We start from the raw sequence: 19,044 nt of genomic DNA, 5'->3' as shown, positions 1-19,044 counted from the left end.
ATAAACGGTGACCTTTAATAAAATTTGATTTGAAAATATGATAATTATTGTTTAATAAATTTCGTTCTGATGCTTTTCCCTGCTTCGTATATTTCAATAAAATATACTCCGGAAGTAAGTTTAGAAATATCAATTCTATTTTTACCACTGACAAGTTTCGATTGATGTGAGATCAGGCTTCCTTTAGCATCAATAATCGAATAAGCTGCATCGGAAGATTTCCAATTAATAAAGATCTCGTTTTTAGCAGGATTTGGATAAAGCTGCAATTTGGAATCAGATATACCCTGAACAGCAAGTGTTTCAAATTCCAATGGCAGAAGTGAAGCAGAATAAGCATTTTCTTCAGAAATATAAGCGCTAAACACCGGAACAGTCTCGCTTCCACTACTTATTTTATAGAATCCTGTAACTCCCCCAACTGTTTTGAGAACATAACCTCCTGTGTAAGCTTTTACAGTGCTATAGTCTGCATTGAGCTGATTAGAAACAATCGCTTTTGGTGTAGAAACAGATCCTGATCCTGTGAAAGTAAACGTTCCGTTTCCATTAATCAACACTGGTGTATTAGCCGGAATTTTTCCATTCGGAACACTGGTACATAAAACTTTTGATGACGAAGGCAACATATTGTAAGCCTGTACACCAACCGGAACATTAGCTTCAAATGGCAATACAATCACGGCATATCCATTCAATGTTTTTGTATACGATGCGGCTGTTGCAGTGAAAGCGAAAGGTGCATTAAAGTCACCGCCCTGATCGGATAATTCCAATGATGCAGCAACAGTTCCTGAAACAACATTTGTATTGTTTGCTTTAGAATCTTTGCGGAATCCAGCTCCACTACTAACATAAAATATACTATTGGCATTAGCCATTTTACTTTTCCAGTTAGCTGAAGTATTGATCCCTGTTACACTAGTAAAATCCAATGACGTGTAATATGTATTTTCATAAACATCCATCAGATTGCTGTCTCCATCTGAATAAACGCCGGCAAACTTCATCGCTTTTTCATTTGAAACTGCAAAATAGACATCACCAAAATTGAATGTCAATACAGAACTGAAATTACCATTTCTAAGTCCAATAATTCCTTTGCAGCCAGTTGTAAGAACTGCTCTGGAGATATCAAACGTCAAATCGAAATTAGACGAGCCGGACGATGGCAAGTTAACTGTTCCATAATTATAAGATTTCACAACGCCTGCATTGTCAACATAATATAAAGTCGTGTTGGACGAGGTTGGCAGATTGCTTGTTGTATAACTATTCACGTGGAAAACCAATTTATTATATCTGTCGTCCAGGCTGACATAGCCGTTCGCATCATTCATATTGGAACTGATCAAAGGTGTAGAATTATACAAAGTCGCTGTTTTGCCACTCAATTGATAAGCTGTACCAAAAGCAGGATTGGTAACAGATTGGCTTTCAATTTTAGTATAATTAATATCCTGACCCGTCATATTGGAAACTTCTCTGATATTACTTTTATCAAAAACAAAAGTGATAACACTTGAAGGATTGACCTGAATAGTAGGCCGGAAGGTTTCTGTAAAGGTCTGATTAGAGGAAACCATATTAGAAGTTTCATTGGTCATAATTTTTTGTGCTGAAGTCGTGTAGAAAGGCAAATCCACCTTCAGTGTGTAGGCATTAGCCGATGAGTTTAAAATCATCAATGTCACTTTATCTCCAGAATCATTGATGAAAGCAGAACCCTGCATTGCGCCTTGGTCGCTCCAGATAGCATCCAATCTTTTGTAACCCGTTGTATATTTTGCATAATGAGAGAGAATATGACCACGCTTGGTGATTTCGCCAGCTACCGTTCCGTAGAGCCCATCTCCCATCATTCCGTAATATCTTTTTGTAGCATAATGGATCCAGGCATTTCCACCGCCTACAATAACATCATTGATGCTTTTTGCAAAGTCAAATGCATCTGTGTTCCAAGAAAAATTTCTTGTGCCGCCATTGGAATTCCAATTGATCAGAAACTCTGTCATCCAGATTTCTTTATTTGTATTAAGGAAACCTTTGTATGCAGAACCTATTCCTCCATATTGATGTCCAGCGTAGATTTCAAACTTCGGCAATACATCTGTGGCAAGAAGTGCATTAGCAAAGTTGTTTGACAATCCCACAGTTTCCGGCGCAATAATCTTACAACTAATAACATCTGAATAATTCTTCAGAAAATTGGTCATTTGAGTAGTTGTCCAAGTGCATCCTGTATATTCTACTACATAATCTGGCTCATTTTGCAGAGAGATACCTTCCAGCTCAACACCATTATTTCTTAGATAAATAACAAAGTCATTCAGGTAATTTGCAAAATCTCCATAATGCTCAGGTTTGAGAAAACCTTCTACACCATTGTATGTTCCAGCATCATTTCCGTTGGTTTTCCATTCTGCAGGTGGCGACCACGGACTTGCAAAAATAATCAGACCTAGAGATTTTGCTTTTTGTGCAGTGGCGAGAGCCAAGTTCCAATTCTCTCTGGTTGTGGGAATATAAAGTCGCATAATATTGTATCCAGCTTCACTGTTTGTTCCCCACATTTTTTCGATTTCTGCAGGCGTCATATGATCATAGGCAAACTGCGGACTGCATACGAAACCACCATAACCAGTAATTTTTTGCCGTGGCGTGTTGTCTATTCGGACTTTCGGTGTTTGGGCATTTGCCAGAAAACTTAGGAATACCATCGCGATAAAGGCAAGCTGGCCAAGTGATTTTAAAATAGTTTTTTTCATAGCTTAAAGATTTTTACAATAGTTTTTGAATTTTTATTTTTTCAGATAAGGCATAAGAATGACCGGATGCCGTTTTGGAGAGCATCTTTGTACAGAATGAAAAATTTTTGTAAAACAGTTAAAAAGAAATTTCGAACTGATTTTTAGTTTTGTTTAATCCTATCTCGGATTATCGGAAAAGTAAATTTTTGCTTCCATATATTAATTAAATAATTAAGTGTTATTTCAACACTAATATAATAAATAACACAATAAAACAATACTAGAGCCCCTGAAATTCGCAATATTTTTAGAAATTATTATTTAACAGAATAATTTAAATTTGAATTAATTATGATTATGTTATCATTATGTTAATGATTATGTAACGTTGAAATATAGATTTAAAAGCATATTCTAAAAATGAAAATTTTAAAGCATAATCACCATGTAATCTCACATTATGATAAGCATTTATATAAATACATTAAAAAAAAACAATATTTATTATTATAGTATACAAAATCATATCATTTTTAATTGATTTAAGTCTAAATTTAATCCGAAAATCAATTTCAAATTCACCGAAATAGTCTTCAAAATTAAAATCATAAAGAAAGTAAAATAGAAAAACCACTCAAAGACAAATCGTTGAGTGGTTTTTTTATTTTAAATTTTAAAAATGAAGAATAATTATTTTCCTGAAATCTCACTTTCGGGAGCACCCAGATAAGAAGGCTGTAAACCTCCTGTATTGATCAATATTTTTTCAAGCACGATTCCCGGCTCAAGCACTCTGAATCGTAACGTATGTTTTCCAGGTTGGGAAATCTGGTGTTTCGTTATAGATTTAATAATATGTTCGGACTGCCATCTTCCTAACTCTCCTCTGTAATGACCATTGAAATTGACAACCTGCGGAGTTCCGCCATCAAAGGAAATCTCATAACGCAATCCTTTATTATGATTGAAATTCAAAGTTGGGGCTAATAACAGCTGAACTTCAAATTCGCCTTTTGATTCAAAATTTATATCATATTCCAAATAAATATTTTCATCAGATTTCGGATAAATATTTTGCGGAAAGGTTGTTACGCCGGATTTTGTCTTTCCGAAATCAGGAATCACTTCCCAATGGATACGGTCTGAATTGTTCATTCTTGCAAAATTTTCCGCTTCTATTGAAACATAGCCGTCTTTTTCCCGGAATACCTTTTCTTTGGCAGCGTTGTCATCATATACATAGGTTACTTCAGGCATTATATTTTCTTTTCCGTCTGCCCAGGTTTTATATCCTATTCTCATCTGATCCATCATATGCTGCCACTTTCCGCCGGCAATCTCATTGTTGTATTTATGATCCAAATAAGCATTTCTTTCAAAGCATTCTTTCACTTTATCAGCGTAATAATTTGCTTTTAAATCAAATTTCGCGGCTAATTCTCTGTTTTTGGCAACGGCATAATACATTTCATACAAATTGCTGCAAGCATCAATAGGATAAAGAACCAACTGATAATAAGCATCCTGATATTCTGCAGGAATCTGTTCTTTCAAATGCAATGCATCGACAGCCAATGCCCTGTAATCATTTAAAACGGTTTCAAATTCGTGGTAATTTTCCAGACTGAATGTTTTGCTGTTCAGTGTTTCAGGCGTTACACGGCGGTTGTATTTTGAATAAAGATTGATCATTCTTGCAATTTCTTTGGCATATTTTCCACCAAATTGCTGTGCTGCCCATCTTTCAGTGTATTTCAAAAGATTTTTCGAATTGAATTGCTTTGGATTCCAGGCCATTTCCAGGAAAAAGCTGATGGGAAATTCCATCGGCTTCAGATCTCCGACATTTACGACCCAAACCTTATCGACTTTATGCTCGTAAGAAAGATTCATCTGTTCCCAAACTCTCTGAATCGGACTGATATTAATCCATTTTGAGTTTCTCGGTCCGCCCACATAATCGAAGTGGTAATACATCCCGTAACCGCCTTTGTGTAAAGGTTTTGAAAGGTCCGGAAGTTTTCTCACATTGCCCCAGTTATCATCACAGAACAACAGAATAACATCGTCCGGAACGCGCATTCCTTTGTCGTAATAATCCTGAACTTCTTTATATAAAGCCCAAACCTGAGGCGTTTTCTCCGCTTTTTTTCCTGTTACATCTACAATAATTTTTCGCTGGTCTTTTACGATTTTTTCAAGTAAGGAAATATTAGTTCCTTCTCCCATCGCTTCATCGCCGTCGCCGCGCATTCCGACGGTGACTAATTTTTCCCAGTTTTTACTTCTTTCGAGCCCCAATTTCCAGAATTCCTGCAAAACTTTCTCATTTTTTGAATAATCCCAAACGTTCGGCAAATTATTTTTTTTGATGTATCGATGCCAATCGGTTTGAGCCTGAGCCATCGGTTCGTGGTGCGAAGTTCCCATAATGATACCCATTTCATTGGCTAAAGGTCCGTTCAAAACGTCATCATCATAAAACGCCTTTCCCCACATTGCAGGCCAGATGTAGTTGCCTTTCATACGAAGAATCAGTTCAAAAACTTTTTCGTAAAATTTAGAATTGATTCCTCCAAAAGTCGCTCTTGCCCATCCTCCGAGCGAAGGTTCTTCATCATTCAGGAAAATTCCGCGATATTCTACTGCAGGTTCTCCGTCTGTGTAAATTCCTTTTTTAAAATAGATATTTTCTTTTTTCTCAACCGGAACATCCGCCCAATAATACCAAGGTGAAACCCCGATTTGCTGGGACATTTCGTAAATTCCGTAAATCGTTCCGCGTTTGTCGCTTCCTGCAATTACAATCGCTTCGGAAACGCCGGGAAACGGATTGCTGATATTTTGAATGATATATTTTTCATTCTTTCCTTTGATTGAATTTCCGTCAATTTTTTTAGCTTTAATCAACGCATCAATGGTTTTGCTTTTCCCAGCTTCGCCAATAATGATGAGCATTCCGCCCGCCCCGGAATTTTGGGAAATAAGAGTAGGCTGAACACCTGTTACTTTTTGAAAATCAGATTGAAGATTCGCAACCGCACGAAGAATTCCTTTATCCGAATCACTATCCGAAAACAGCATCAAACCTGAATTGAGTTCTTTCAACACAACCGAGTTTTCCGTTTTAGTAAAAGAAATAAAAGGGTCGGCAGCTTTTACAATTGTTGTAAAAACCAACGTTATCAAAAGAGAAAAACAGTTAAAAATCGTCTTCATAATCAATATTTTATGAGTATTTTATTTTAATATTTACTGATTTTTAGTCAGACTTTGAAATTTTGAACACTAAGTTCACAAAGTTTTTATTTTAAAAAAGAATTGTTTTGAGACTCACAAAGCCGCTATCGCTTATAAAAGTCCACTATCGGTTAAATTATAAAAACTACCAATCATCCGTTCTGAATGGCGACGCCAGCAAACCTTCTTTATTTTGAAGGTTGGCATCTTCGGGATTATTGCTCCACGCATATCGAACTGCAACCGGATTTTTGATTTCCTTGCTGGTTACAATGATTGTGTTGCCTTTAATTTTTGCATCAGCCCAGACAAATTTTTTGTCGCTTCCGGCAATTGCAAAATGTTTCAGGTTTCCGTTTTTACTTTGCAAACCGCTTCCAACATTGTCAAACGAAAGGATGATATTAGAATTTTCTACCTTCATAGACTTGAAAACAGGTCCGCTGCTTACCAATTTTTCACCATACACCAATTTTCGGGCAGCCAGAAATAGACGTTTTGCCATATCTTTTTTATTGAGAGGGTGAATGTCATTCCATTCGCCAATATCGTAATTGACACTCATTGCCGTGTACGGAACAGTCTGTGACGTTTTAAACTGAGCCTCACGAATTCCTGCCCATCCGCTTGGCGCATTCGGGTCGTTTGTTTTTTCCATAAAATTGGGAAGCTGAACCAATAAAAACGGCATCTGATTCCATTGAAATACTTCCCGCCAATTTTCAATAAGATTTTTCAGCAAACCGGCATAATCTTCGGATTGACCGGCATTGCTTTCGCCCTGATACCAGATAGCTCCCCGGACTTTGTAATCCCGAATCGGGTAAATCATTCCGTTGTACAATCCGGAAGGTGTGCTTCTCAGGTTTTTTAGTTTTGATTTATATTCTTCATCTTTGCTCGTATCTCTACCGATGTTATATTTCCATTCGCCCGTTAAATCAACGGTAACGCCGTCTCCTACAATTTTATACGGTTTATCGGCTACAAATTCTCCGTTTCCAAAATTGGAAGTCAGCTGAATGGCAATCGTATTTTTTCCCTGTTTTAAAATTCCGCCCGGAATATCATATTTTCTTGGTGGATAAGTGTATGAAGTAGAACCTACGAATTTTCCATTTACAAAAACGGAATCGCTGTCCACCATTACTCCCAGATACAGACGGGCAAATTTTCCGTCCATTGAGGCTGGAAGTTCAAAGTTTTTCCGGAACCAGACCGTACCTTTTGCGCGGATTCCATTATCTTTCCATTTTCCGGGAACTTTTGCCTTTTCCCAATTCCCATCATTAAAATCCTTTTGATTCCAAAGATTTCTTCCCTGGTCCAGTTTTGAAGAATTGAATGCTGACAATGCCTGTTTATCAATAATATCATCAGGAAAATTCTTAAGATGCTCCTGACTGACCCAACTCTGAATTGCCGAACCACCCAAACTGGAAACCAGCATTCCCTGCGGAATTTTGGTGTGTTCATATGCTTCTACCGCATAAAAATACGCAAAGGCCGTCCAATTCATTACTTCCGAAGCCGTCCCTGTGAACCATTTTCCGCCGGATGCTATATTTTCCCGCACAGATTCAACATTATCCTGTGTAGGAACTTTGAAGTAGCGGATTTTATTAAAATCAGAAACATTAATCTCCGGAAAACGGTCTGTTAACCTTGCAATAGGTGTTTCCATATTGGACTGCCCGGAAGCTAGCCAGACATCTCCCACGAGAATATCCCGAATCGTAATTTCGTTAATTTCCATCACAAACGGACCTCCTGCTTTCTGTGGTTTTAATTGGACAGACCATTTCCCGTTTTTATCCGGCGACGTATTGTAGGTTTCGTTTCGGAATTTGATGGTAATATTTTCACCATTATCTGCCCAACCCCAAATTTTAAGCTCGACATCACGTTGCAAAACCATCTTGTCACTTACCAAATCAGGAAGTTTTATTTTGCCAAAAGACAACTGATGACTAAAAAACATCATCAAAAAGACAATTTTAAAAATCGTTGAGAATTTGAAATTTCTGGGTTCCATTAAGATTTATTTTTTCGGGTTAAAATGAAATTAATGAATTACAAATCCGCCTTTGGATTGAATTTCTATTTTGAGTTCTCCGTTTTTGCCAACAGTAATTATTTTTTCAGAAGTCTCCCCTTCCGAATCATCATTGATGAATCTAACCGATTTTCCGGCAAGCATCGGAAGTTTTAAAGTAAGCTTCTGAACAGCATTTTCAGCGTTCACCCCTGCAACAAACCATTGATTCTGATGTCTTCTGGCAATCACGGAATATTTTCCGGGATAACCGTCGATGAACACTGTTTCGTCCCAAAGTGTCGGAACTTCTTTCATAAAATCGAGCTGGAATTTCGGTGCGTCGCTCAGGCTATTTGGCATTACACCAAACATCTGAACCGGATTTTGAAACAGAACAGCCGTTGCCAACTGGAAACCATCTGTTGTGTATCTTTTATTTTTATCCTTGTTGGATTTTGTTAAATATTTGTTGAGGAAAGTTCCGCCAAACTCCATACTTCCGACCGTATTTCTGATGAACGGATGCAACGTCGCAAAAAAAGCTTCCTGTTTGCGGACGTCTTCTGAAAAATAAAGCATTTCCGAAGCTAAAACGGCCTCGCTTCCTGCATAATTCGGGTACATCACTTCCCAGCCTCTCGGCAAAGTTGCTCCGTGGAAAATAATTTTTAATCCAAAATCATTGGCATCGGAAAGAATATCTTCGTAAAGGCGCATCGTTTCTTGCTTGTCGCCACCGAAGAAATCGACTTTCAGTCCTTTTACACCGATATCTTTCAGCCATTTCATTTCTTTTTTTCGTTCGATGGATGAGCTCATTTTGTTTCTCGGTCCCATCGGCGCATCATTCGCAGCACCGTTGGAATTGTACCAAAGCAATACCTCAACATTTTTGGATTTGGCATATTGAATGAGGTCTTTCATTCGTTCTTTTCCGATATTTTTGTCCCAAAGCGCATCAATCAAAATGTATTCATAACCCAATTTTGATGCTAAATCGATAAATAGGCTCTGGTCTTCGTAATTCATACTGTTGTCCTGCCACAAAATCCAGCTCCAGGTAGATTTTCCGAAAGTGTATTTTTGTGAAGGTTCATACATCGGTTCTACGACATCAAAAGGAATCGTCGTTTCAATAATCGGTTTCAGAGAATCGCCAATGGTAATGGTTCTCCAAGGTGTTTTTCCCGGAAGTGAAATGGCAGCTCCGGTGCTTCCAAAACCATTGTTTTCGGCCATATTCGGGTAAGCAACCTGATAAAGATTTTTTTCTGAAGTCGTATCCAAATGGGAAGCGCAGTAGAGGCTGTTTACGCCCGTTTCGGACAATAAAATCCAGCCATCATTTCCAACGTGAAATAAGGATGGAAAAACGTAACCATAATCCGCTTTTGTTCCTAATTCCGCATCAGCTTTGTAACCGCTTTCATAGCTTGGAGCGGTTCTGGCAAAACCCATCATCGGCTTCATCATCGGAGAAAGGAAAGTTGTGGTTTGAGACTGAAATCTGTAACCCGTAATTTCTAACTGCACGACTGCGCTCAAACGGTCTTTCATCGGCTGAATCTCATACCTAAAAGCTATATTATTATCACTCACTTGAAATTCAATTCCGATATTGAAATTATCTGCATTGGTAAAATTGACTGTCAGAGTATTAGCCGCATAACTGACTTGTGATTTTTTGATTTTTTCGTTCGTGTAATTTTTGGAAACCTTATCTTTTTTGCTGTCAATGAATTTTAAATTTTTAGAGAAATCAGATTCATTAGTGATTAAACCCAAAGGTGATTTTTCCAGCATTACTTTTCCCAGAAAACTAACGTTATACAAAGCCTTTCCGTTTTCAGAAAAGATATTCAGTTTTAATTTTCCGTCCGGACTTGAAATTTCTGCGACTTGTGCAAAACCTGAAATGCCGGTCAGGAAAAAAAATAGGATTGATAAGTAGGATAATATTTTAAACATAATTAATTATTTTCAAGAAAAGTCCAATAATCGAAAAACATAATATCTTTTGTTGCTTTTCCATTAAATACAAAATACACATCGTGAACACCGGAAATTTTTTCCTTTAGTTCAGTTTTTACGGTTTCCCAGCGGTCATCTCCTCCAGTCAACGGAACTTTTACCGTGGCGATAATAGGTCCGCTTACACTGTCCAGATGAACATCCATCGTCACATCGCTGTTATGTGTCGTGCCAACTCTTGCCGAAAATGTTGATGCTCCTTTTTTGCCAAAATCCACATTTTTCACACTCGTATAAGCGCCACTTTTTTTAGCTTTGATAAAAACACCCGCTTCTTTGTTCTGATAAGATTTCACATTTTCAGACCACGCAATCATTTCTGCCTGATTAAAAGCATAAGGATTAACGGTTGCAATGGCTTTGGTAATTCCATTGGTCATTTTGATGGGCGAAATCGAACCGTCTTTGTTAAAATTAAGTTCTTCCACACTCACCGACCTTGTGAAACCACTTCCTCCCGGCAAAGCACCGTTGTGATAAAAGAAATAGGTTTTCCCTCTAAAATCAACAATTCCGGGATGATTGGTAAAAGATTTCCCTTCGGTTGGCATTACAATTCCGCCGTATTTCCAGGGTCCCTGTGCACTTTTGCTGGTAGAATATCCAATGAATTCAGGGAGCGGACCGCCCGGCCAGAACAGATAATACAGGTTTTTTCTTTTATACAACCAAGGTCCTTCTTCGTATTTTGTAGGTCTTTCAGGGTTTTCTTTTCCGTCCCTTTTTCCGAAAGATTCTGCGGTCATTGGCACTTCCACAATATTGCCGGAATAGGAAATCATATCCTGATTGAGCTTAACCATTTTAAGTTTGGGATTCCCCCAATACATATAGGCTTGGCCGTCGTCATCAATAAAAACCGTCGGGTCAATATCCCCCCATTCACTCTGAACCAATGGCTTTCCAAGCGGGTCGTGAAATGGTCCAAACGGACTGTCACCCACCGCAACACCAATTGCTCCTTTATTGTTGGTTTTGGACCACATCGGAACATACATAAAAAATTTGCCGTTTCTTTCTACGCATTGCGCTGCCCAGGCATCACGTTTTGCCCAGTCGAAATCTTTATAGCTCAGAATACTTCCGTGGTCGGTCCAGTTCACCATATCGTTGGTGGAATAAACTTTCCAGTCGTTCATCACAAACCACGTGGAATCGTCCTCATCGTGAGTGGTATAGACGTAAAGCCTGTCGTTATACACCATTGGCGCAGGGTCTGCCGTATAATTGGTCTGAATAATGGGATTCTGAGAAAATAATATTCCCGAATATGCTATTAAACAGAGATTGAGTATCGTTTTTTTCATATTTAACTTTTTTGATTTTGAACACTAAGTGCGCAAAGTTTTTTTATAAATATTTTCTTTAGTTTCACAAAGCCGCTAACGCTTATAAAAGTCTTACGTTATTAATTCTAACAAAAGAATTTAATTTATTTTTTCTGAAAACTCCAGTGGTCGAAATTGAAAAGCACTCTTCCGGCTGTAATGTTTTTCCCTTTAAAGACAAAATATACATCGTGAACGCCGGAAACCGATTCTGAAATTTTTGATGTCAGGGTTTTAAATTCTTCCCAACCTGCGGTTCTCGAAACTTCAATCTCGGCAATTTTATTTCCGTCCACCTTATCTAATCTCACTTCTAAAATTCCTCCGTCAACACCTGCAGCAATTGACGCTGAAAATTCAGAGGCGCCTTTTTCAAAATCCACCGAACGGACTTTGATATAACCTCCCACTCTGGTATCAGAAACATACACTCCTGTTTTTTTGTTTTCGGAAGTGCTGCATTTTTCTGACCAGGCTATTGTTTCCGCTTCGTTTCTTTTATAGGGATTGAGTGTTGCAACGGGATTTACGCCTTCTTTGGTCATTTCAATTTTCGGAATGCTGCCATCCTGATTGTATTTGAATTCTTCAATAGATGTTGACCTTCCGTAACTTCCTGCGCCGGGCAATAATCCTGTGTGATAGAACAGGTAGGATTTCCCTTTAAAATCGATAATTCCGCCGTGGTTGGTAAAACTGTTGGTCGGCTGACCAGTCATTATTTTTCCCTGATATTTCCACGGTCCGGTCGGTGAATCGCTTATGGAATAAGACAGACATTCGGTTCGGTCGGTCATTCCGGCGTACATCACATAATATTGCTTGTTGCGTTTGTAGAACCAAGGTCCTTCCACAAAAACATCTTTAAACTGTTCCTGTTTCTGCAAAACCTCATCGCTTCTTCCGGGACGTCTCAATCCTCCAAAAGCTTCCACCGACTGCGGAATTTCGGTGATTTTTCCACCATAGGAAACCATATCTTTGTTGAGCTTCACATAAAATAATTTACTGTTTCCCCAATAAAGATACGCCTGTCCGTCATCATCAATAAAAACCGTCGGGTCGATATTATCCCAGGTTCCCGTCGTTACCAATGGTTTTCCGAGTGCATCTTTAAAAGGACCTGTCGGACTGTCGGATACCGCAACGCCAATCGCCATATTGTTATCAACGGTCTGAACGCAGATGTACCAATAGAATTTGCCGTTACGTTCAATACATTGTGCCGCCCAAGCTCTGTCACGAGCCCAACTGAAAGATTCCAGTGACAACGGAGAACCGTGGTCGGTCCAGTTGACCATATCATCCGACGAGTACACTCTCCATTTCGTCATATAATAAAAATCATAGCCGGGAATATCGTCTCCGGTATAGACATACATCTTGTTTTTGTACACCATCGGTGCAGGATCCGGTGTAAAATGAGTCTGGATTACAGGATTTTGGGCAGAAATATAAATTCCTGCCAGCAAAAATGATAGGGCGATATATTTTGATTTAAATTGAATCATATTTAAATTATTTTGATGAAATGAATTTATAATAAGCCACACCGTGCGCCGGAATATCCAGTGATAATGCCTGATTTGATGTATTGATTTTGGCAATATCCTTCTGTCTCCAGATATCTCTTACGGTTTGACGATCGGAAATCCCGAGCTGCCTGAAATCTTTGTAAGACATATTCACTTTTTCCCTTCCAAAATTGGCAAAAGCCACCGCTTTTCCGCCGTCTTCAAGGTCTTTTACATAAATTTTCAATTCGCCAATGGTCTGCAGACAAACGCCCTGTTTTCCCAGAGCATCCTGATTTACAGCAATAACTTCATCATTCGTTAAAAGATTTAAAGTAAAATCATCCAGTTTCTCAAGATCACAGCCAATCAGCAACGGCGCAGAAAAAATGCTCCAAAGACTGATATGTAAATATTGCTCATCCGGTTTCAATCGGCTCTGGTGCGGATTTCCCCAACCTACAACGCCTACTACCAACATATCCGGGTCATTCCAGTTGCCGGGTTTTGCATAAGGAGCGGCTTTATCCTGAGCCAAAGCAATATTTTTAACACTTGCCCAGGTATCGGTGATGTCATTGGTTGTTCGCCAGGATTGCGCATCGGCATCATTTCCCCATTTCCAGACATCGCCCATTCCGTATTGACAAAGATTATACACAATATCACGAGGCTGATTTTTTAATAAATCGCCCATCAGTTTAAATGGTTTCACGCCTTTATCCAAATCTCCTCCACCCTGAAAATTGAGTGAAGAAACTTTATTCGGGTCGTTATCAGGCAAACCGTCAATCACGCCTCCGTAGCTGCACCAGTCGTATTTCAGATAATCGATTCCCCATTTGGCGTAGCTTTCGGCATCCTGCTTTTCGTAACCGTAGCTTCCTGCACAACCACCACAGGTCCAGGGTCCGGGAGAAGAATAGATTCCTGCTTTCAAACCTTTTGAATGAAAGTAATCGGTTAATTCCTTCATATCCGGAAATTTGGAATTGGTCAGAATATAACCATTTTCATCACGCATTTTCCCTTTGAAAGACGGGTCTTTTCCGTCTCTGTTAAATTGCCACGAATCATCGATGTTGATATAATTCCAGCCGTGGTTTACCAATCCTGTTTTAACCAAAGCATCGGCAGCTCGTTTTACTTTATCGGCAGAAACTTCGTGTCCGAAACAGTTCCAGCTGTTCCATCCCATTGTTGGTGTCAAAGCTATTTTATCGCCGCTTTCGATTTTTAATTTTTTTGAAACTGAGCCTTTAGCATTTTTAGCTGATAAAAGGACTTCATAGGTTCCTTTCGTATCTATTTTTCCGGTGATGATTCCGGTTTGTGAATCTATTGTTAAACCTTTCGGAAGATTTTTTGCCGTAAAAGTCATTGGCCTTTCACCTGTTGCTGCAACCCTGAACAAAAAAGGTGAGCCGGGACGAACGCCATAAACGCCTGCTGAATTAATTTTTGGAGTTGCCGCAGGTTTTGGTGTCAGAATATAAGGTACTGATGAAATCGGATTAAATGTTATCAGTTTTGCACCGTCTGCTGTTTCAAATTTGGCATCTGCCCAATCGGCGTGGTCATAATACGGTCCGTTTCCGCCATCTGTTACGACTAATTCTAATTGTTTTACACCTTCCAGCGAAACGGAAACAGGTTTTGCTTTGTCGCCTAATTTCATTATTCCGCTTGACCAAAGCTTTTTATTGTCGCCATAAATTTCAAATTCGGCAGCGGGATTTTGACCTTTGATTTCATCATCCATTCCTACCATTGCGGAAAAGCTTTTTGCTTTGCCGTTTAATTTAATCAACAAAGAACTTTCAGCGTGCGTTCCGAAACCTCTTTTGAAAACATCGCCGGCAATCGTCAAAGGTTTTCCGTCCACCGAAGTATTGATGCCGGGTTTTCCGTGTCCCTGTGTTGCTACGCTTAAATCCAACTGGTCTAACCAAACGGTTGACTGCGCCTTGGAAATATTTCCCGACAGCAAAAATGTTACAGCAATTAAAAGTATTTTCGTCTTCAACATTATTAAAAATTTGGATTTAATTAAATTTCCACCAATCAAAATAGAAAAGGTCTTTTTCTCCCTTAAAAACAAAATATAAATCGTGGATTCCCTTTGTACTTTTCAGAGGTGTATTAATGGTTTTATATAAGTCGCCCTCACCTTTTCCTGTAACGTTAACAACTCCCAGCAATGGCCCATTAAGAGCATCTGAACGCACTTCTATTTTTCCGCCATAGAGAGAAGCGACATTCACATCCAAAGATTTTACGCCTTTGGAAAAATCTACCCCCTGGATTTTAATATAATCACCATTGTTAATAGAGGTAACAATGACACGGTCTGTGATTTTTTTACCTCTGTTATAGGGTTGATTGCGTTCCCATTCTGTTACCATTTCTGTTTTCAGACCTTCGCTGTAAGCCATCGTTTCTGCTTCCACTTTTTTATAAGGGTCCAGAGTACCTACTCTTTTTGCACCATCCGTAGTCCAGAAAGGAAGCTTCTGAATGGTTCCATCTGCATTGTAGGTAATTTCTGTGACACTAACAGACCGGCGTTCGTAATGTTTGCTCATCGTCTGCATCCTTAGCATATGGTTGAATCCGAAAACATAAGATTTACCTTTGAAATCTATGATACCGGGATGATTTCCGCTGGATCTCTGGTCGCCATCCATTATCACGCCTCCATAATTCCAGGGACCTGTAGGCGATTTTGCCATTGCATAACCAATCCCTTCCGGACAACATTTAGAAGCGTAAGCCATATAGTAAATTCCGTTTCTTTTCCACGCCCAAGGTCCCTCCTGATATTTGAAAGGATCTGGCTGGTCTTTAACCTTCGCAAACGAAGGGTCTTTGGTAATTGGTCCGGCAAGAGATATCATATCTTCGTTGAGTTTAGCATACCAAAGATTCGGATTTCCCCAGTACAGATAAGCCTGCCCGTCGTCATCAATTAAAACTGTGGGATCGATGTCATCCAGAGAATTTTTGATCAAAGGCTTGCCGATAGGATCGGTGAAAGGACCATACGGACTGTCCGCCACCAATACCCCAATACCCATATTGTTAGGCATTGGACAATACATATAGAATTTTCCTTTTCTTTCAACAACCTGTGGCGCCCAGGCACCGTTGTCGGTATTTACCCATTTAAAATCCTTGAGCGAAGCCACTACACCGTGGTCTGTCCAATTGACCATATCGGTGGACGTGTATAGTAACCAGTCTTTCATTTTGAATCCGAAGGCATCGTCTTCATCGTGGCTTGTGTAAAGATAAACCGTATCCTTATAAACCATTGGTGCAGGGTCTGCAGTGTACTTGGTTTGGATAATCGGATTTTGAGCGAAGGAAATCTGAAAAAATCCTAAAACCGTTATTAAACTTAAAAATTTCATAATTAATATTTTAAGATTATTTAAAATTGACATTCACTTTCTTTCCTGAATAACTCAACGATTGCTGCTGTCCATCAGGAAGAATTACTACAAAGTTTCGTTTATCAATCATTCCTTTAAAATTTCCTTTTCGGGAATCTATCGTTAAGGTCTTTGATTTATCATTCCAATGAAAAGGGATTTCGGTATAATTTCCTTTTTCGTAATTGTAATTATCAAATTCATCTTCGTATAAAACAAAGTCTGAATCTGCTCCCGGATAAATTTTTATGGTAAGATTATCCCATTTTTTCTCGGTTGCGTATTGTACATAAGGACCAAACGGAATGATACTTCCCGCTTTCACATACAACGGAATGCTTTGAAGGTTAACGGATTTTTCAATTTCCTGACCGCCTTTGTGTTTTTCATCCGTCCAGAAATCAAACCAGTCTGCACCTGCGGGAAGGTAAACTTTAACTGTTTTATTTTGTGTAAAATCTATATTGGAAAGCGAATTTTCTTTTTTGGTAGCATCGGTTTTATTCCAGCCTTCATTTTCATCGGTTTTAATGAATTTTTCAGGTGTGTATTGAGGATTGAGAATTGGTACTACTAAGAATGATTTACCAAAAAGATATTCATTGTTAATATCCCAGGTTTTTTGGTCTGATGAAAAATCCATCGAAAGTGCCCTCAAAAAACTTGAATTATTTTTAGAAACATCCCACGAAGTCGAATAAATATACGGCAACATATTGTAACGCAACCTGATGAATTTCTCGATAATATCATAAACCACATCTCCTTTTTGTCCAAACTGATAAATTTCCCTCGGAATATCGGTTCCGTGGGAACGCATCATTGGCGTGAAAGTGCCGTATTGCAACCAGCGAACATACAATTCCTGAAACATCGAATTGTTGGCGCCTCCGTTTCTTTTATAAACACCAGCAAAGAAACCGCCGATATCAGAGTTGAAATTCGGATTTCCTGTGAGGCTGAAATTTAAACCTGCCGGAACCTGATTGCGCAAAGATTCCCACGAAGAGTTGACATCTCCCGACCACGTATTAGCTGCGTATCTTTGCTGTCCTGCAAAAGCCGAACGCGTCAAAATAAAAACCCTTTTATCACTCGTAGTGTCACGCTGATGGTCGTAAACGCCACCAACTGTCATCAGCGGATACGCATTTCTCACTTTCCGGAATGAGCCGAGGTACGTTTGGGTGTCCAAATCTTCCGGTTTTTGGCTGAGATGATCCGGTTCCGTAGAATCCATCCACCAAGAATCTACACCAAGACTGAAAACGCCTCTGTTGAGATATTTCCAGTAAATATTTCTGGCTTCGGGATTGAAGGCATCGTAAACACGGACTCCGGAAGGATAATTCATATCGGGAGGCCAAACTTCAAGGCCAGATTCCGGCCAGGTTGCGAAATTAAACAGCATTCCTTTTTTATCCATTTCACGGTACTGATTGGTCATCGGTCCAAAAGACGACCAAATGGAAACGGAAAGATGCGCATTCATATCGTGAATGTCCTGTATCATTTTTTTGGCATCGGGAAAATCAGGGCTGATGAAATCCATCGCATTCCACTGATAATTGTTGCCCCAATATTGCCAATCCTGGATAATTCCGTCTAAAGGAACTTTCAAATCACGGTATTTTTTAACAACCTCCAAAAGTTCATCCTGACTTTTATAGCGTTCTTTGCTCTGCCAAAAACCGTAAGTCCATAAAGGTATCATCGGCACTTTTCCCGTAAGATTTCGCATTCCGGCAACTACACCATCCGCATTTTTTCCGTAGATAAAATAATAATCAACACCCTCCCCAACTTCCGATGAGAATGTTGTTTTGTCGGGCTTATCAGTAAATTGCGTCGGAGAATAGTTATCCCAAAAAACGCCATAACCTTTTACAGACTGAAAAAACGGTACAAAATCCCAGGTGTTATTCTGAATCATTTTCACATCCGTATTTCGCTGTGACATTTTACCGTTTTGTAAAATTCCTAAACCATAGATGGGTTCTTCTTTTTCCAGCTGAAAAGACTGTGTCACTGAATAAGTCGGGTTTCCGGCATCATTAAAAGGTTTGAAATCGCTTCCTATTTCCTTTAAAAGTTCTTTTCCTGAGGATGAATTGTAAGTGATTTTACCATTTTTAGCATCAATGAAAATATTTAAATCATTTGTTTTTAATGAAATAATATGATTGTTTTCTGAAACTGAAAATCTGGTTTTCTGTTCCTGTCTAATGACCGATAAACTATTTTTGACAAATGATTTTCCGACGGGATATTTAATAATTCTAATCGTATTTTCTCCATACAATTTTACTTCAACATTCATATTATCATTAGAAAACTTCAATCCTGAATCTGTCTTCAGATAAGATTGCGCCGTGATATTTCCCGATACAATAACGACCGTGATAATAAGTGTTTTGATTTTTATTCTTTTGAAATTCATTGGTGGATTGATTTTGGATTAGAACATTAAGAAATTAAGCCTGATTTATCAATTTTCTTTATAAATATTAATAGTATAAATCAACAGGTCGCTCCTCCGGAGCTTTGTTTTTTTTACTTTGTTTTTTCTACTATCAGAAAGTCCCGCTGGGACTAAATACAGCTCCTTTGGAGCGAACCGTTAATAGAAAACAATATTTTCAGAATTAAAAGCTCTGTAAGAGCGACCTGTTTTATTATATTTTATTTTTATCAGACAAGAATTTTAGC

The 19,044-nt window shown here is 38.8% G+C and carries 9 protein-coding genes; all 9 read right to left on the bottom strand.

All coding sequences use genetic code 11. The features are described 5' to 3' along the window. Window positions 1-44 precede the first annotated feature (44 nt). Entirely contained in the window at window positions 45-2,768 is a 2,724-nt protein-coding gene (locus BXY58_RS07070) for a T9SS type A sorting domain-containing protein (RefSeq protein ID WP_120213120.1), read from the bottom strand. A 672-nt stretch (window positions 2,769-3,440) separates the two neighbouring features. Beyond that, window positions 3,441-5,969: a glycosyl hydrolase 115 family protein gene (locus BXY58_RS07065; RefSeq protein WP_120213118.1), complete on the bottom strand. Its 2,529-nt coding sequence runs from the start codon at window positions 5,967-5,969 to the stop codon at window positions 3,441-3,443. A 166-nt stretch (window positions 5,970-6,135) separates the two neighbouring features. Continuing rightward, window positions 6,136-8,025, bottom strand: coding sequence for a sialate O-acetylesterase (locus tag BXY58_RS07060; RefSeq protein ID WP_229728386.1), 1,890 nt, complete (start codon window positions 8,023-8,025; stop codon window positions 6,136-6,138). Between the two features lie 30 nt (window positions 8,026-8,055). Further along, the gene (locus tag BXY58_RS07055) at window positions 8,056-9,996 is read right to left on the bottom strand and encodes a glycoside hydrolase family 97 protein (protein WP_120213116.1); all 1,941 of its coding nucleotides are present in this window, start codon (window positions 9,994-9,996) and stop codon (window positions 8,056-8,058) included. Window positions 9,997-9,998: 2 nt separating this feature from the next. Next, complete coding sequence (locus tag BXY58_RS07050) at window positions 9,999-11,366, bottom strand: glycoside hydrolase family 43 protein (protein ID WP_120213115.1); 1,368 nt, start codon at window positions 11,364-11,366, stop codon at window positions 9,999-10,001. A gap of 125 nt (window positions 11,367-11,491) precedes the next feature. Continuing rightward, on the bottom strand, window positions 11,492-12,898 hold the full coding sequence (locus BXY58_RS07045) for a glycoside hydrolase family 43 protein (protein ID WP_120213113.1): 1,407 nt from the start codon (window positions 12,896-12,898) through the stop codon (window positions 11,492-11,494). A gap of 7 nt (window positions 12,899-12,905) precedes the next feature. Beyond that, entirely contained in the window at window positions 12,906-14,930 is a 2,025-nt protein-coding gene (locus tag BXY58_RS07040; RefSeq protein ID WP_120213266.1) for an NPCBM/NEW2 domain-containing protein, read from the bottom strand. Between the two features lie 16 nt (window positions 14,931-14,946). Further along, complete coding sequence (locus tag BXY58_RS07035) at window positions 14,947-16,314, bottom strand: glycoside hydrolase family 43 protein (RefSeq protein ID WP_120213265.1); 1,368 nt, start codon at window positions 16,312-16,314, stop codon at window positions 14,947-14,949. A gap of 16 nt (window positions 16,315-16,330) precedes the next feature. After that, window positions 16,331-18,775, bottom strand: a complete 2,445-nt coding sequence (locus tag BXY58_RS07030; protein WP_120213111.1) for a glycoside hydrolase family 31 protein — start codon at window positions 18,773-18,775, stop codon at window positions 16,331-16,333. Window positions 18,776-19,044 lie beyond the last annotated feature (269 nt).

The organism is Epilithonimonas arachidiradicis (assembly GCF_003610695.1).
GTDB lineage: Bacteria > Bacteroidota > Bacteroidia > Flavobacteriales > Weeksellaceae > Epilithonimonas > Epilithonimonas arachidiradicis.
Note: the sequence above shows the minus strand (reverse complement) of the source record. Positions and strands in the feature narration are given on the sequence as shown.

What these genes read in the sequence shown, in the direction of transcription:
- BXY58_RS07070 (WP_120213120.1), bottom strand. Translation starts at nt 2,768, where the DNA reads ATGAAAAAAACTATTTTAAAATCACTTGGCCAGCTTGCCTTTATCGCG.
- BXY58_RS07065 (WP_120213118.1), bottom strand. Translation starts at nt 5,969, where the DNA reads ATGAAGACGATTTTTAACTGTTTTTCTCTTTTGATAACGTTGGTTTTT.
- BXY58_RS07060 (WP_229728386.1), bottom strand. Translation starts at nt 8,025, where the DNA reads ATGGAACCCAGAAATTTCAAATTCTCAACGATTTTTAAAATTGTCTTT.
- BXY58_RS07055 (WP_120213116.1), bottom strand. Translation starts at nt 9,996, where the DNA reads ATGTTTAAAATATTATCCTACTTATCAATCCTATTTTTTTTCCTGACC.
- BXY58_RS07050 (WP_120213115.1), bottom strand. Translation starts at nt 11,366, where the DNA reads ATGAAAAAAACGATACTCAATCTCTGTTTAATAGCATATTCGGGAATA.
- BXY58_RS07045 (WP_120213113.1), bottom strand. Translation starts at nt 12,898, where the DNA reads ATGATTCAATTTAAATCAAAATATATCGCCCTATCATTTTTGCTGGCA.
- BXY58_RS07040 (WP_120213266.1), bottom strand. Translation starts at nt 14,930, where the DNA reads ATGTTGAAGACGAAAATACTTTTAATTGCTGTAACATTTTTGCTGTCG.
- BXY58_RS07035 (WP_120213265.1), bottom strand. Translation starts at nt 16,314, where the DNA reads ATGAAATTTTTAAGTTTAATAACGGTTTTAGGATTTTTTCAGATTTCC.
- BXY58_RS07030 (WP_120213111.1), bottom strand. Translation starts at nt 18,775, where the DNA reads ATGAATTTCAAAAGAATAAAAATCAAAACACTTATTATCACGGTCGTT.